Source organism: Spirillospora sp. NPDC048819 (assembly GCF_040650055.1).
Taxonomy (GTDB): Bacteria; Actinomycetota; Actinomycetes; order Streptosporangiales; family Streptosporangiaceae; genus Spirillospora.
This window is the reverse complement of sequence record NZ_JBEZGN010000005.1, coordinates 273,231-289,161: the sequence shown is the minus strand read 5'-3', so window position 1 is coordinate 289,161 and position 15,931 is coordinate 273,231. Positions and strand designations below refer to the sequence as shown.

Annotated in this window: 10 protein-coding genes; 6 read left to right on the top strand and 4 right to left on the bottom strand. The window is 72.1% G+C overall.

All coding sequences use genetic code 11. The annotated features are described in order from the left end of the window. Positions 1-54: 54 nt before the first annotated feature. The 4 genes from AB0C35_RS10585 to mfd form a co-directional block, all read right to left on the bottom strand. Positions 55-2,571 (bottom strand): transglycosylase domain-containing protein, encoded by a 2,517-nt coding sequence (locus AB0C35_RS10585; protein WP_358452859.1) that lies wholly within the window; start codon positions 2,569-2,571, stop codon positions 55-57. A gap of 82 nt (positions 2,572-2,653) precedes the next feature. Then, positions 2,654-3,685, bottom strand: a complete 1,032-nt coding sequence (locus tag AB0C35_RS10580) for a MazG family protein (RefSeq protein ID WP_358452857.1) — start codon at positions 3,683-3,685, stop codon at positions 2,654-2,656. A 45-nt stretch (positions 3,686-3,730) separates the two neighbouring features. Beyond that, entirely contained in the window at positions 3,731-4,387 is a 657-nt protein-coding gene (locus AB0C35_RS10575) for a hypothetical protein (RefSeq protein ID WP_358452855.1), read from the bottom strand. Between the two features lie 91 nt (positions 4,388-4,478). Further along, positions 4,479-8,039, bottom strand: a complete 3,561-nt coding sequence (mfd, locus tag AB0C35_RS10570; protein WP_358452853.1) for a transcription-repair coupling factor — start codon at positions 8,037-8,039, stop codon at positions 4,479-4,481. A gap of 217 nt (positions 8,040-8,256) precedes the next feature. Between mfd and AB0C35_RS10565 the strand changes: the two genes are divergently transcribed. The 6 genes from AB0C35_RS10565 (at position 8,257) to AB0C35_RS10540 (ending at position 15,844) form a co-directional block, all read left to right on the top strand. After that, positions 8,257-9,201 carry a class I SAM-dependent methyltransferase gene (locus tag AB0C35_RS10565; protein WP_358452851.1) on the top strand — a complete coding sequence of 315 codons (945 nt, stop codon included), beginning with the start codon at positions 8,257-8,259 and terminating at the stop codon, positions 9,199-9,201. A 119-nt stretch (positions 9,202-9,320) separates the two neighbouring features. Next, positions 9,321-10,853 (top strand): adenylyl-sulfate kinase, encoded by a 1,533-nt coding sequence (gene cysC, locus AB0C35_RS10560; RefSeq protein WP_358452849.1) that lies wholly within the window; start codon positions 9,321-9,323, stop codon positions 10,851-10,853. Positions 10,854-11,048: 195 nt separating this feature from the next. Then, positions 11,049-12,014, top strand: coding sequence for a sulfite exporter TauE/SafE family protein (locus AB0C35_RS10555; RefSeq protein ID WP_358452847.1), 966 nt, complete (start codon positions 11,049-11,051; stop codon positions 12,012-12,014). Next, on the top strand, positions 11,992-12,798 hold the full coding sequence (locus tag AB0C35_RS10550; protein ID WP_358452845.1) for a WecB/TagA/CpsF family glycosyltransferase: 807 nt from the start codon (positions 11,992-11,994) through the stop codon (positions 12,796-12,798). The genes AB0C35_RS10555 and AB0C35_RS10550 overlap by 23 nt, the downstream gene beginning before the upstream one ends. A 107-nt stretch (positions 12,799-12,905) precedes the next feature. Further along, positions 12,906-14,177, top strand: coding sequence for a delta-60 repeat domain-containing protein (locus AB0C35_RS10545; protein WP_358452843.1), 1,272 nt, complete (start codon positions 12,906-12,908; stop codon positions 14,175-14,177). A 59-nt stretch (positions 14,178-14,236) separates the two neighbouring features. Further along, positions 14,237-15,844, top strand: a complete 1,608-nt coding sequence (locus AB0C35_RS10540; protein WP_358452841.1) for a DNRLRE domain-containing protein — start codon at positions 14,237-14,239, stop codon at positions 15,842-15,844. Positions 15,845-15,931: the final 87 nt, after the last annotated feature.

Below are 15,931 nucleotides of genomic sequence, written 5' to 3'. Positions count from 1 at the left end.
CAGTCAGACGGGCGCAAAGGTCAGGCGGGCACACGGGTCAGGCGGGCACACGGGTCAGGCGGGTTCCTGCTGCGCCGGGTCGCCGGGGCGCGGCGGGAGCGTCGGCGTGTTGGTCGGCAGCGGCGGGAGCGGCGGCTGCGGCCCGCCGTCGTCGTCGCCGCCACCGCCACCGCCGCCGTCGCCGCCGCGTCCGGGGCCCTTGCTGACGCGCAGCGTGATGGTGGCGCCCGGCTCGGCGGAACCGGGGCCGGGCGACATCTCCGCCACGGTGCCCTCGTCGTACCTGCGGGACTCGACGCGCCCGCCGACACTGGTTCCGAAGCCGGCGCCGCGGAGCCGGTCGATGGCGTCGCGCAGCTTCATGCCGCGCACGTCGGGGACCTTGACCCGCTCCTCGCCCGAACCCTTGCTGAAGTAGAACGACGGCGGCCGGTGGAACGAGGTCGCGTCCGTGTTCCTCAGCGCCCCGCGCATGCTCTGCTGCCAGATCGGCGCGGGGATCGTCGCCCCGTACACGGCGCCGTAGCACCGGCCGTTCATGCACAGGCTGGTCATCGGGTGCTTGTAGCCGCCGCGCGGGTCGCCGACCCACACGGCGGAGGCGAGGTCCGGGGTGTACCCGGCGAACCAGGCGGCGGAGAAGTTGTCGACCGTGCCGGTCTTGCCGGCGGCGTCGCGGCCGAGGCCCATGCCGCGTGCCGTGCCCTTGGTGAGGACGCCGCTCAGCACGTGGTTGACGGCGTCCGCGACGCCCTTGTCCATCACCCGCTCGCAGTCGCGCGGCGGGACCTTCAGCTTCTTGCCGGACGCGTCGGTGATCTCCTTGATCGCGATCGGCTCGCAGTACTCGCCGCGGGCGCCGAACGCCGCGTAGGCCGCCGCCAGCCGCAGCGGGGAGACGGCGTTGAAGCCGAGCGTGAACGCCGGGTACTGCTCCAGCGGCTTGCCGTTGGCCTGCTTCATCCCGAGGCGTTCGGCCATCTTGACGGTGTCGCAGAGGCCGACCTCCTTCTCCAGCGCGAGGAAGAAGGTGTTGACCGAGTGCTGGGTGCCCGTGACGATGCTGAACTGCTTGCCGCCCTCGCCGTCCGCGGCGTTGCCCAGCGACGCGGTCGGGTCGCCGACGCGCTCGCCGTCGCAGTTGCGGAAGCCGACCGGGACGTACTCGCGCGGCGCCATCAGGCGGGTGCCGAACGGCATGCCCTCGTCCAGCGCCGCGGCCAGCGTGAACGCCTTGAACGTGGATCCGGCCTGCATGCCGATGCTGGAGCCGTGGCTGGCGTCGGCGGCGAAGTTGATCCAGGTCTTGCCGCGCTCCTCGTCCGGGCCGAGCTCGCGGTCGACGACCATGGCCTTGATCTCGCCGGTGCCGGGCTCCACCATCGCCTCGGCGGCGGCCTTGTGGGCCGAGTTCTTGGGCGGGACGTGCTCGTTCACGGCACGCTGCGCCGCCTTCTGCGCCCGCCGGTCCATCGTCGTGCGGATCGTCAGCCCGCCCCGTTTGAGGAGCTTCTCCCGTTCCTTCGCGGTCTTGCCGAACACCGGGTTGATGAGGATCTCGCGCTGGACGTAGTCGCAGAAGAACGGCGCCACGCTGGACACGCAGCCGCTCCGGACGTTCTGGACGTCCAGCTTGACGGGCTGCTTCTTGGTCTTCTCCGCCTTGGCGGGGTCCAGCCAGCCGAGTTCCGCCATCCGGTCGAGGACGACGTCGCGGCGCTGCCGGGCCGCGTCGGCATGCTTGGTCGGGTCGTAGGCGTAGGGGTAGCGGATGACGCCGGCGAGCAGCGCCGCCTCGGCGAGGTTCAGCTCGGAGGCGTGCTTGGAGAAGTAGTGCCGGGACGCCGCCTCGATGCCGTAGGCGCCGTCGCCGTAGTAGGCGATGTTGAGGTAGCGGCGCAGGATCTCGTTCTTGGTGAACCGCTTCTCCACCGCGACCGCGTACCGCAGCTCGCGGACCTTGCGCGCGGCGGTGATCTCCCTGGCCGCCTGCCGTTCGCTGTCGGAGTCGGCCTGGGTGAGCAGCAGGTTCTTCACGTACTGCTGGGTGATGCCGGAGCCGCCCTGCGTCACCGAGCCGTGGCTGAGGTTGCTGGCGAGCGCCCGTAGCGTGCCCTGCACGTCGATGGCGCCGTGCTCGTAGAAGCGGCTGTCCTCGATGGCCAGGACGGCCTTCTGCAGGACCGGTGCGATCTTCTCCAGCGGGACGTCCACCCGGTTCTGGTAGAAGAAGGTGGCGATGGTGCGTCCGTCCTCGGACAGGACCCGGGAGCGCTGCGGTACGCCGGTGGTGGTCAGCCCCTCCGGTTCGGTCTGGAACCAGTCCGCGGCATCGCGGGCGCCGACGCCGGCCGTGCACGCGGTGGGCAGCAGCATGAGGGCGACGATGAAGCCGGCGAGGCCGCCGAGCGCCCCCAGCCCGCGGACCGCGCGGGCCTTCTCCTCGCGGGTGGTGGACGCGGTGAGGATCCGGCGGGGGCGGCCGCCGGGGCGGCGGGGCGGCGCGGAGCCACCGGGGGCACCCTCTCCTGCATCCGGGTTCCCGGGCTCATCTTCGGCCCCAGCCAGCACGCGCTTAGCGTAAACGTGCGTCTCTGGCCGGACCACCCCATCCTCGATGTTCCGGTCGAAATCGCCCAGATTGCCGCTCGATTCAGGCGTGCGGCGCTCGTCGTTCCCAGGCTCGGACACGATCGCGGAATACCCGGGATACCGCCCGCAACTCGGACTCGGGATCAATTCCCCGCTCCGCGGCCTCCCGGACGAGCTCGAAGAGCCGGACGCCCAGGTCGCTCCCCGCGTCCGAGCCGTTCCCCGCACCCGCTCCGGGTGCGGCCTCCGCCGCGCCGCCGGGGCTCGCCGCGAGACCCGCCGCGAGGTCGGCCGGGGCGTTCATCCGCGCGGCGCGGCGCTGGAGCTGCGCGGCCAGCGACAGCGCGGGCTGCCCCATCGGCACGCCGTCGAGCGCCGACGCCTCCGCGCCGCTCTTCTCCGCCCGCTCGGCCGCCTTGATCTGCTCCCAGTTGGCGTTGACCTCGTCGGCGCCGGAGACGGTCACGTCCCCGAACACGTGCGGATGGCGGCGGACGAGCTTGTCGACGATCGCGCCCGCCACGTCGTCGATGGTGAACGCGCTCTCGTCGTCGCGTTCGGCGGCCACCACCGAATGGAACGCGACCTGCATCAGCACGTCGCCCAGTTCCTCCCGCAGCGCGCCGAGGTCGCCGGACTCGACGGTGTCGAGGACCTCGTACGCCTCCTCCAGCAGGTACGGGACGAGCGTGACGTGCGTCTGCTTGCGGTCCCACGGGCATTCGCGGCGCAGCGTGTCCATCACCGACACCAGGTCGAGCAGCCGCGCGCCGGGCAGGTCGTAGGACCCGTGGAGCACCTCCACGTCCAGCGGGTCGTTCACGACCAGGGTGCCGATCTCGCGCATCAGCGGCTCGTCGCCCTCCGGCGCGGCCACCCACAGGACGTCGCGGCTCCGCGCGTCCGCGACCAGCCGGGACGCGTCGGGCGCGTCGACGACCTCCGGGACGATCCCGGCGTCGCGGAGGGGCGCCAGCAGCGGGTGCCCGTCACGGACCAGGACGGCGCCGGCGGACCGGAGCGCGTCCCAGGCACGCCAGGTCAGCAGGCCAGGCGCCACCCGGTGCGTGGTGGCGAGCAGCGTCAGACCCATGTCGGCTCCATGTCAGGCCCCGTGTTTCCCAGAAACTCGTGCGTCTCAGATACCCGAATCGGGGCTGGACAGCCGGTTCACGAGGGGGTTGACCTCGAACTTGCCGGGGTCGTAGCTCCCGTACCGCGGGTTGATCTCGATCTTCATGTCGTCCGCGGTGCGCCGGAACAGCTCGTTCCACTTCTGCCCGGCCTGCTGCGTCGCCGGGTCGAACCGGTTGGTCAGGTTCGCCCCGAAGCGCTCCATCACCGCGACCTGCGTGGCGACCAGGCGCGCCAGGTCACGGGTGCGCTCGCGGGGCAGCCCGCTCGCCAGCGTGATCGACTCGGCCCCGCCCTGCCGGTTCAGGCCCTCGACGGCGTCGTCGACCCGCCCCCCGGTGACCTCGACGCCCGTCTCCTCGGCCACCTCCTCGGCGACCCGGAAGTTGATCAGCAGGGTGAGCGCGCCCCGCAGGTCGGACTCGGAGTCGCCGGCGAGCTGCGGCGCCGGATTCGCCGGGTTGGCGCGCAGCTCGTTGGCGGCCGGGTCCGTGCGGAACTGCTCCCGCCAGTCGCGGACGGTCTGGCTGAGATCGGTGACGGTGATGCGGTCGCCGTCGACGAGGGCGGCGGTCCCCGCCTTCGGCGTGCCGCCGCAGCCGGCCAGCGCGCCGGCCGCCACGACGGCGGCCACCGCGACCTTCACGGACTTACCGAACACGGAACATTCCCATCTCATTGATCATTCTTTGGGGATCGCCTGAACACTACCGCCGTCGCCGGGGGCTCCGGAGGGTCGTCCCCCGGAGACGCTACCGCGCGGCGGTGGCCGATGAGGCCTCCAGGAACAGGGCCTCGACCAGGTCGGTGGCCCATTTCAACAGCTCCTGATCGCGCAGCGGCCTGCCGCCGAGCGGCGCGGTCTTCGGCGCAGGCACCAGCAGCGTGTCGGTCGCCGGCTTCAGGATGCTCTTCGGATACAGCCGCTGCAGCCTGACCTGCTTGGAGTCGGGCAGGTGGACGGGCGTGAACTTGATGAAATTGCCCTGGACGGTGACGTCGCTGAGCCCCGCCCTGCGCGCCTTCGCCCGGAACCGCGCCACCTCCAGCAGGTTCAGCACCGCGACGGGCAGCGGCCCGAACCGGTCCTTCAGCTCGTCTCGGACGGCGCCGATCTCGTCCTCGGACGTGATCGCGGCGATGCGGCGGTAGGCGTCCAGCCGGAGCCGCTCCCCCGGGACGTACTCGTGCGGCAGGTGCGCGTCGACGGGCAGCTCGACCCTCGTCTCGACGGCCTCGGGCTCCCGGCCGCCCTCCTTCAGGTCCCGGACGGCCTCCCCGACCATCCGCACGTACAGGTCGAACCCGACGCCCGCGACATGACCGGACTGCTCGGCGCCGAGGATGTTGCCCGCGCCGCGGATCTCCAGGTCCTTCATCGCGACGTACATGCCGGCGCCGATCTCGCTGTGCTGCGCCAGGGTCGCGAGCCGCTCGTGCGCGGTCTCGGTGAGCGGCTGCTCCGGCTGGTAGAGGAAGTACGCGTACGCCCGCTCCCGGCCGCGGCCGACGCGTCCGCGCAGCTGGTGCAGCTGCGACAGCCCGTACATGTCGGCGCGGTCGACGATCAGGGTGTTGGCGTTCGGCACGTCCAGCCCGGACTCCACGATCGTCGTCGCGACCAGGACGTCGTAGTTGCGCTCCCAGAAGTCGACCATGACGCGTTCGAGCTCCTGCTCGTTCATCTGGCCGTGCGCGATGCCGATCCGCGCCTCCGGGACGAGGTTCGCCAGGTTCGCCGCGACCTTGTTGATCGAGCGGACCCGGTTGTGCACGAAGAACACCTGGCCCTCGCGCAGCAGCTCGCGGCGGATCGCGGCGGCGATCTGCTTCTCCTCGTACGGGCCGACGAACGTCAGGACGGGGTGCCGCTCCTCCGGCGGAGTCAGGATCGTCGACATCTCGCGGATGCCGGTCAGGCCCATCTCCAGCGTCCGCGGGATCGGCGTCGCCGACATCGCGAGGACGTCCACCTGCGTCCGGAGGCGCTTCAGCTCCTCCTTGTGCTCGACGCCGAACCGCTGCTCCTCGTCGATGACGACCAGGCCGAGGTTCTTGAACCGGGTCTGCGACGACAGGATGCGGTGCGTGCCGACGACGACGTCCACGGTCCCCTCCGACAGGCCGCGCAGCGTCTCCTCGATCTCCTTGTCGGACTGGAACCGGCTGATCGGCTTCACCACGACGGGGAACGCCGCGAACCGCTCGCTGAACGTCGACATGTGCTGCTGCACCAGCAGCGTCGTCGGCACGAGCAGCGCGACCTGCTTGCCGTCCTGGACGGCCTTGAACGCGGCCCGCACCGCGATCTCGGTCTTGCCGTAGCCGACGTCGCCGCAGATCAGCCGGTCCATCGGGACGGGCCGCTCCATGTCGACCTTCACCTCGTCGATGGCGGCGAGCTGGTCGGGCGTCTCCACGTACGGGAACGCGTCCTCCAGCTCCCGCTGCCACGGGGTGTCGGCGCCGAACGGGTGGCCGGGGCTCGCCATCCGCGCCGAGTACAGCCGGATCAGCTCCCCCGCGATCTGCTTGACGGCCTTGCGGGCGCGGGACTTGGCCTTCTGCCAGTCGGCGCCGCCGAGCCGGTGCAGGCTCGGCGCCTCGCCGCCGACGTAGCGGGTCAGCTCCTCCAGCTGGTCGGTCGGGACGAACAGCCGGTCGCTCTTGGCGTACTCCAGGATCAGGTACTCGCGGGTGGCGCCCTGCACCGTCCGGCTGACCATCTCCACGTACCGTCCGACGCCGTGCTGCTCGTGCACCACGTAGTCGCCGGGCTTGAGCTGCAGCGGGTCGATGCCGCCGCGCCGCCGCGACGGCATGCGCCGCGCGTCCTTGGTGGACGACTTCTGCCCGGACAGGTCGGTCTCGGTCAGCACGGCGAGCTTGACCGACTCCCAGGTGAACCCGTTCTCCAGCAGCCCGGTCGTCACGTTGACCAGCGACGGCTCGGGCGGCCCGGCGAGGTCGGCGAGCCGCGCGCCGAGGCCCTCCTCCCCGACGAGCTGGACGAGCCGCTCGGCGGGCCCGTGCCCGGCGGTGACCAGCACGACGCGCCATCCGCCGTCGATCCAGCCCTTGAGGTCGCCGACGACGCGCGTGGTGTCGCCCCGGTAGGCCTCCGCCGCCTGAACCCCGAGATTCAAAGCCTCGCCCTCAGGGTTCAGGGCGGTCACGCTCCAGCGCGGCAGACCCAGCTCCGTGCTGTGCGCGCGGACGTCCTCCAGCGAGCGGAACGCGGCGGCGCCGAGGTCGATCGGCGCCTCTCCCCCGGCGGCGGCGTTGACCCAGCTCGCCTCCAGGAACTCCTGGCTCGTCCGGACCAGCTCGGCGGAGCGGGTGCGGATCCGCTCCGGCTCGCACACCAGCAGCGCCGACCCGTCCGGCAGCAGGTCGGTCAGCAGCTCCATGCCCTCCGCGAGGACGGGCGAGAACGCCTCCATGCCCTCGACGGTGTCGCCGTCGGCGATCCGGCTCAGGATCTCCTCCAGGGCCGGGTGCTCCTCGGCCAGCAGCTTCGCCCGCTCCCGCACCTGCGCGGTCAGGGGCAGCTCCCGGCACGGCGGCGCCCACAGCCCCCCTTGCGCCACTTCCAGGGAACGCTGGTCGGCGGCTTTGAAGTAGCGGATCTCCTCGACGGTGTCGCCCCAGAACTCCACCCGGAGCGGGTGCTCCTCGGTCGGCGGGAACACGTCCAGGATGCCGCCGCGCACGGCGATCTCACCGCGCTTCTCCACCAGGTCGACGCGGTGGTACCCGGCGTCCACGAGGTTCCGGACGGCGTCGTCCATGTCGGCGTCCTCACCGGACGCCAGCCGCACGGGCTCAAGGTCGGCGAGCCCGGACACGATCGGCTGGAGCACCGCGCGGATCGGCGTCACGACGACGTCCAGCACACCGCCCTTGCCGATTCCGGGAAAGTCATCCCCGGCCGCGTCCGGGTGGAGCGCGTCCGGGTGGACGAGGCGGCGCAGGACCGCGAGCCGCTGCCCGACCGTGTCCGACCGCGGCGACAGCTTCTCGTGCGGCAGCGTCTCCCACGCCGGGAAGTGCGCCACGCGGCCCGGGTCGAGCAGGCTCGACAGCGCCGCCGTCAGGTCCTCGGCCTCGCGGCCGGTCGCGGTCACCGCGAGGACCGCTCCGCCGCTCGCCGAGGCACCGCCCCGCGCCCTGACGGCACGGCTCAGCGCCGCGGCCAGGATCGGCCACAGCGATGCCGGCGCGACGATCTCGGTGTCCACGCGCGCCTGTTCGAGGGCGCGCTCCAGACCGGGATCGGTGCACGCAAGGTCAACAAGTCCAGAAAGCGTCATCTTCGCCCGCTAATTCGCCATTCACCCCGTGGCAGGGCAGCCCGAAAACCCGGAATTCCAGCGGAACCCCGGTACCGGGTACAAGAGTACGCGCCCGCGGGCCCCGCCCGTTCAAGCGATGGCGCAGCGCACGAAGGTGCACGCAGGGCGACACGGCGGTTACCAAGAATGGGCAAATAGCGGACGGAGTGCAGTCAGACGATTACGCTGCGAAACTGTGACCGAACTGCGCACGCCGCCCATCAACGACGGTGATCTCTTCTCAGAACGCGCTCGCCAGTACGCCCTAGAGAAGCCCCTGCAGCGGATCCACATCCTGGAAGCGGGCTGCGGCTGGGGTACGGGACTGGACCTCGGCGACCGCGGACACCACGTCACGGGGGTCGACATGGACCTCCCCGACCTGCGCGCCTACACCTGCGAGCGGCCCGACCTGGACGCCTGGCACCTCGGCGACCTGCGGACCGTGCCGCTGCCGCCGCGCGCCTTCGACATCGTCCACGCCTCCTACCTGATCGAGCGCGTCCCGCACGCGGAGCTGGTGCTCGACCGGTTCGTCGCCGCGCTGAAACCCGGCGGGCTGCTGCTGGTCCACCTACGCGACCGCAACACCGCGTTCGGCTTCCTCGACCGGGCGCTCCCCCGGTGGATGCACGCCTCCGGCCGCCGCCGGCGGCGCACCCGCCCCGGACGGGGCCCGCGCGGCGCCCACGCCCGCGTCCCGTACGCGGCCTCGGACGGCGACCCCCGGGGCGGGGGCGGCGCGGCCGGGGGCGGCGCCGAGCGCGGCGCCCGGCAGGCCGATTCCGCCCGGCAGGCCGAAATCGCCCGGCAGGCCGAAATCGCCGGACAGGCCGCGGGCACCGAGGCCCCGGTGCGGCCCGCGCCGCGGCCGGTGGTCCGGACGAGCCCGCCCCCGGCGACCTACGACCGGGTCGCGTCCCGCTCCGGCATCCAGTGGTACTGCGTGATGCGCGGACTGGTGGTCTCCGAGGAGTACACCTCCCGGCAGGCCATCGACGCGCTCGGGGCCGGAACCGGCCCGGCCGAGCTGCTGTGCCGCCTGGTCTCGGCGATCAGCCGGGGACGCCTCACCGCAGACCACAGCGAGGTCACGTTCGTCATCCGCAAACCCGAGAACCGTTTCGCCCGGGTCATCTGAACCACCGCACGGGTGGGGCGAAGGTGCGTACTCCCAGGCCGGCACAGTATTTTTCCTGCGGAAACTCCCATGCACACGGACCAGCCCGGCCTCCGCGCCGGGCGGGATCGGAGATCGCGGTGACCGCCGAAGCCGGCCTTCCCGACACGCTGCGCGACCTGCCCGTCTGGACCCCGGGCCCGGTGGAGCTCGCCGACATGGAGCTGATCCTGGCCGGTGTGTACCGCCCGCTGACCGGCTTCCTCGGCTCGTTCGACACCGCCATGGTGATCGCCGGCGGCCGGCTGGCCGACGGCACCCCGTGGCCGGTCCCGGTCACCCTGTCGGTGCCGAAGGAGCTGACCGAGCACGAGCGGATCGTCCTGCAGGACCCGGAGGGCGTGCCGCTCGCCGTCCTGCGGGTCGCCGAGGTGTGGCAGGACCCGACGAGCCAGGCCTGGCGGCTCGCCGGGCCGCTGGAGGCCCTCCGCGCCCCGGCGCACGGCCCGTTCCACAGCCTGCGCCGCCGCCCCGACGAACTCACCCCCCACGACGGCGACGTGCCTGCGGAGTCTCCCGAGGAGGGGCGACCCCCCACATCCCCCGGCAACGTGCTTGCGGTGGCCCCCCGCGGGTTCCTGCACCGCAAGCAACTCGGGCAGCTCCGGCAGGTGGCCGAGCGGCTCGGCGCGGAGGTCCTCGTCCTGCCGATGCTGAGCGGCGAGCACGACGAGTGCCTCGTCCGGGCCCTGCTGGGCGTCCGCAGGGAACTGCCGGACGGCGCCCGGATCATTCCCGTTCCGCTCCCGGCCCGCGGCGACACGGGCGTCTCGGACGACCGCGACGTCCTGCTGCACGCGCACATCGCGGCCGCGTACGGCGCCACCCACCTGCTCGCCGACCGCGAGATCGAGGGCACCGAGATCCCGGTCGTGGTGCCCGAGCCGTGGGCCTACGACGCCGACGTGGAGGTCTGGCGGCCGGTCGCGCGGATCGAGCCCGACCACGTACAGGCGGAGCTGACGCCCGAACGGCTCGGCGAGCTGCTGGACGCCGGCGAGCCCGTCCCCGACTGGTTCACCCCGCCCGCGGTCGCCGCCGAACTGGCGCTGGCGCGTCCCCCCAAGCTCTCCCGCGGCATCACGGTGTTCTTCACGGGCCTGTCCGGCTCCGGGAAGTCCACGGTCGCGCGCGGCCTGGCCGACGCCCTGATCGAGCGCGGCGGCCGGACGGTCACGCTGCTGGACGGCGACGTCGTGCGGCGGATGCTGTCGGCGGGCCTGACCTTCTCCCGCGCCGACCGCGACCTCAACATCCGGCGGATCGGGTTCGTCGCCGCGGAGATCACCCGGCACGGGGGCACCGCGATCTGCGCGCCGATCGCGCCGTACGCGGCGACCCGCGCGGAGGTGCGCCGGATGGTGTCGGCCGTGGGCGACTTCATCCTCGTGCACGTCGCGACGCCGCTGGAGGAGTGCGAGCGCCGCGACCGCAAGGGCCTGTACGCCAAGGCGCGCGCGGGCCTGATCCCCGAGTTCACCGGCATCTCCGACCCCTACGAGGAGCCCGAGGACGCCGACCTGACCCTGGACACGTCGCGGCTGGCGCCGGACGAGGCGGTCGGCGAGGTCCTCGATCTGCTGGTGGAGGGCGGCTGGGTGCGGCCCGCATAGCGCCCCGGGTAGCGGCCCGCATAGCGCCCCGCATAGCGCCCCGCGTAGCGCCCCGCATAGCGCCACCGCGGTCGCCCCATCAGCCGCAGTGCGCCCGACCTGTCCCGTTTGTACCTCTGAACCCGGGTTACGACCCCGTCGGGATGTGCTTTAGGGTATACGCGAGTTTTCCTATATAGCTGGTAGGTCATGCCGATGGACTTCGATTGGGCCATGGCGCTGGGCTCGTTCCTCGTCGCCATCATCGTCGGGCTGACCGGCATGGGCGGCGGCGCCCTGATGACGCCGATGCTCGTGACGTTCTTCGGCGTCAGCCCGCTCGCCGCCGTGTCCAGCGACCTGGTGGCCGCCGCCGTCATGAAGCCCGTCGGCAGCGCCGTCCACTACCGCCAGGGCACCATCAACATGCGGCTGGTCGGGTGGCTCTGCGCCGGGTCGGTGCCCGCCGCGTTCTCCGGCGTCCTGCTCGCGAAGGCCCTCGGCCGCGGCGGCTCGATCGAGGACGTCATCAGCATCGCGATGGGCGTCGCGCTGATGATCGCGGCGGGCGGGCTGGTGCTGCGCGCCTACATGTCCCACCGAAGGCGCGGCGAAGCCCCCGAAGGAGAACGGGAGGCGCCCGAGATCGAGGTCCGCCCCCTGCCGACCCTGCTGGTCGGCCTCGTCGGCGGGCTCGTCGTCGGCATCACCTCGGTCGGGTCCGGCTCCCTCATCATCGTCGCGCTGCTCGCCCTCTACCCGGCGCTCAAGGCCAACCAGCTCGTCGGCACCGACCTCCTCCAGGCCGTCCCCCTGGTCTTCGCGGCCGCCGTCGGCCACCTGCTCTTCGGCGACTTCCGGATGGAGGTCACCGCCGCCCTGCTCGCCGGCTCCGTCCCCGGCGTCTACCTCGGCTCGAAGATCTCCTCGCGCGCCCCGAGCGCCCTCATCCGCCGCTTCCTCGTCCTGGTCCTCGTCGCGTCCTCGCTGAAGATGTTCGGCCTGGGCGCCGTCCCGCTGGGGTGGACGCTCCTCGCCCTGATCGCCGCCGCCGCGACCGTCTGGCTCGTCCTCCGCCGCACCGCCCGCAACCGGGATACTCTGCACTCTCCGGTCGCATCCCCCGGCCGATCCGGCGCGTCAGGAGAGCAGAGCAAGCGTGGACCAACGATGGCCGCATGACACCGTCGACGTCCTCGGCGTGCGGGTCAGCCGCACCGGCGTCGGGCAGTTCCGGTCGCTCGTCGCGGCGGCCGTCAAGGAGCGGACGAAGCTGACCGTCACCTTCGCCAACCCGGACTACGTCCTCAAGGCGCAGAAGGACCCTGGGCTGCGCGACCTCATGAACGGCTTCGACCTCAACCTCCCCGACGGCTGGGGCGTCGTGCTGGCCGCCAGGATCTTCGGGCTTCCCGTCCCCGGCCGGATGGCGAACGACGACCTCACCGACGACCTGTTCGGGCAGCCCGCCGACGAGGGCTGGCGGGTGTTCCTGTTCGGGAACGCCCCCGGCGTCGCCGACGAGGCCGCGGTGAACGTCCAGAAGTGGTACCCCGGCCTGAACATCGCGGGCACCCAGCACGGCCACTGGGCGGACGAGCACGGCCGCCTCCCCGCCGAGACCGCCGAACGGCTCGTCGCCGAGATCAACGACGCGTCCCCCGACATCCTCCACGTCGGCCTCGGGACCCCGCTGCAGCAGCAATTCGTGACCGAGTACCGCGACCGCCTCACCGCACCCGTCATCATCACGTGCGGCGCCTACTTCGAGCACCTGGCCGAACGGCGCGACTACTACCCGGCCTGGGTCCTGAAGCTGCGCGTCGGCTTCCTGTACCGGCTGGCCCGCGAACCCCGCCGGCTCTGGCGCCGCTACACCATCGAGCTAGGCGCCTACCTGACCCGGGTCGTCCTCCACCGCCTCCGCCACGGCAGACAGGACCGCGGCGCGAAGCCCGCCGCGTGAGCGACATCTCTTTAGCGCGGCGCTTTCCCGGAACCGCTGTCCGGCATTGGGCCATGTGGTAGGACAAGATGCCATCACCGTCCCCGGCCGCACTCCGGAGCACCTCCATGCGCCCCATCATCGCCTGCCTCACAGCCGTTTCCCTCTCGGCGTTCGCCGTACCAGCAGTGGCGGGCGCGGCCTCCGCCGACATCGCCCAGCCGTCGGTGGTCTCCGCCAATCCGGTGAACAACACCCCCCACGTCCTGGACGGCACCGTCCGCGCGATCGCCGTCGTGGGCGACCTGGTCGTCGTCGGCGGCAACTTCGACGAGGTGCGCGAGGCCGGCAGCGGCAAGAAGACGGTGAAGCGGCACAACCTGTTCGCCTACGACATCCGCACCGGGAAGATCAGCACGGTCTTCGTGCCGAAGGTCGACGGGACCGTCCACGCGCTGGCGGCCGGGACGAGCGGCTGGGTCTACCTGGCCGGGACGTTCAAGAACGTCAACGGCACCAAGACCGGCACGGTCGCCTTGCTCAAGACCACGACCAACGCGCTGCACCCCGGTTTCAAGCCCAACGTCAACTACCGGGTCACGACGATGGTGCGCCGCGCCAGCCGGATCTACATCGGCGGCTCGTTCACCAAGGCCGGCGGGAAGTCCCGTACCGCACTCGCCCGGCTGAACGCGCTGACCGGCGCAGCCGACACGAACTTCGACTTCACCATCACCACGCCGCGGTCCGGCACCCTCAAGGTCTTCCGCCTGGCGGTCGACCCCACCGACAAGCGCATGGTGATCAACGGGACGTTCACCCGGGTCAACGGCCAGAGCCGGGACCAGATCGCAATGATCAACCTGGGCGACGGCGTCGCGAAGCTCTCGTCCTGGTCGACGCGGCGGTACTCCACCCCCTGCAACCTCTCCGCGTTCGACACCTACATGCGCGGCATGGACTTCTCCCCCGACGGCAAGTACTTCGTCGTCGTCACCACCGGCGGGCCCTACGGCCAGAGCCAGCTGTGCGACTCCGCCGCCCGCTGGGAGGCCGGCCGCACCGGCTCCGGGCAGCAGCCCACCTGGGTCAACTGGACCGGCGGCGACACGCTGCTGTCCACCTCCGTCACCGGCGCCGCCGTCTACGTCGGCGGCCACCAGCGCTGGCTGGACAACCGCTACGGGCGCAACAACCCCGGCCCCGGCGCGGTGTCGCGTCCCGGCATCGGCGCGCTCGACCCCAAGACCGGCAAGGCGCTCGCGTGGAACCCCACGCGGACGCTCGGCCACGGCGTCGAGGCACTGGTCGCCCACCCCAAGGGCCTCCTGGTCGGCAGCGACACCGACCAGCTCGGCCGCGAGTACCACGGCCGTATCGGGATGTTCCCCCTGGGATGAGCGCGACGGGGCGCATGTGAGATAAAGGGGCAACGACCATCCAGAGGAAAGGGCGGTCCGTGCACCATCGCGACCCGTTCCCCGGTGGCCATCACAGGCCCGACGCACGCCGCTCCGGGCCCGTCCCGCCATCGCGCGGGAAGGACCGCCGGCGGCGCGGCCCGCGCCCCTCCTTCTACTACACCTCCGCCGGCACCCTCCTGGTCGTCGGCGGCTCCGTCGTCGCGACCGCGCTGAGCGGCCCCGGCCTCGACCGGGACGCCCGGACGACGTCCGCCACCTCCGAATCGGTCGTCCCGGCGGCCGCCGACACCTACGTGGTACGCGAGATGCCCGGGGAGGGGTTCGGCGACGCCGGAAAGATCACCGCCTCGCTCTGGCCCGATTGGCACACCGAGGCGTACGTGGCGTTCGACGTGCCGCAAGGCACCCCGCGCATCACCCGGGCCCGCGTCGAGTTCACCTTCGAGCGCCCGCGCAACCGCCCGCGCCAGGTCGAACTGCGCACGGTGACCGGCTCCTGGACCGAGACGGGCACCTCCTGGCGCAACCGTCCCGCCACGGGCCCCGTCGTCGCGACCGCCGCGACGGGCGACGACAAGATCTCCTTCGATGTCGGTTCGATCGTGAACGGCCCCGGCCGCTACGCGTTCGCCGTCATCAACCGGAACGACTCCTCGGCCGCGTCGCTGCACTCGCGGGAGACCGGGCACGGCGGCCCCCGCCTCGTGCTGAGCACCCGGCCCGGCGAGTCCCCGGCTCCGAGCGCGTCCCCCACCCGGACGCCCGAGGCCTCCGGCTCCGCCCTCCCGCAGCCCGGCCCCGAGCCGACCTGGCGGGCGCCGCGCCCGGCCGCGCCACCCGAGACGCCGCCGGGCGACGGTAAGACCCTCTGCGGCATCTCCCTCAACCTCAAGCCCGGGGAGACGTTCCAGCAGGCCCTCGGCCGCCTGGACGGCAAGTACGGCGGGCTGGAAACCGTCCGGCTGTTCTATCGCGGCGTCCCCCCGGCGTGGCCCGGCAACCCCGACACCGGCAGCCGCCCGCCGATCATCTCGTTCAAGCTCGCGCCCGAGGAGGTCCTCGCGGGCGAGCACGACGAGGCCATGACGCGCTGGTTCGCCACCGCGCCCCGCGACCGCGACGTCTACTGGGTCTACTACCACGAGCCCGAGGACAACATCGCCGCCGGCGAGTTCACCGCCGCCGACTACCGCGCCGCCTGGCGTCATCTGCGGGCCCTCGCCGACAAGGCCGGCAACTCGCGCCTGCACGCCACCCTCGTCCTCATGAGCTGGGACCTCGACCCGCTCTCCAAGCGCGACTGGCGCGACTACTACCCGGGCCGCGACGTCATCCAGGTCCTCGGCTGGGACACCTACAACCTCGGCTGGAAGAAGGGCCGCTACGACTCGCCCGCCACCATGTACGACCGCGTCGTCGCCGTCAGCGCGAAGGAGAAGCTCCCCTTCGGCATCGCCGAGACCGGCAGCTACCTGGTCGGCGACGACAAGGGCGACCAGCGCGCCGACTGGCTCCGCGCCACCAACGCCTACCTGAAGAAGCACGGCGCCCTCTGGGTCTCCTACTTCGACCTCGACTGGGAGACCGGCGACTTCCGCCTCCTGGACGCCCCGAGCCGCAATGCCTGGAAGGAACTCTGCTGAGCCCGACTCCGGCTCGGCCCGGCAGGCAATGACCCGACTGGCAATGAAACGACCCCGCCGGGGTTCCGGCGGGGTCGTGTTCTGAGA

Excerpts from the sequence above, each read along its gene's own strand:
- AB0C35_RS10580 (WP_358452857.1), bottom strand. The coding sequence starts at position 3,685 with ATGGGTCTGACGCTGCTCGCCACCACGCACCGGGTGGCGCCTGGCCTG.
- AB0C35_RS10545 (WP_358452843.1), top strand. The coding sequence starts at position 12,906 with ATGCGCCCCATCATCGCCTGCCTCACAGCCGTTTCCCTCTCGGCGTTC.
- mfd (WP_358452853.1), bottom strand. The coding sequence starts at position 8,039 with ATGACGCTTTCTGGACTTGTTGACCTTGCGTGCACCGATCCCGGTCTG.
- AB0C35_RS10555 (WP_358452847.1), top strand. The coding sequence starts at position 11,049 with ATGGACTTCGATTGGGCCATGGCGCTGGGCTCGTTCCTCGTCGCCATC.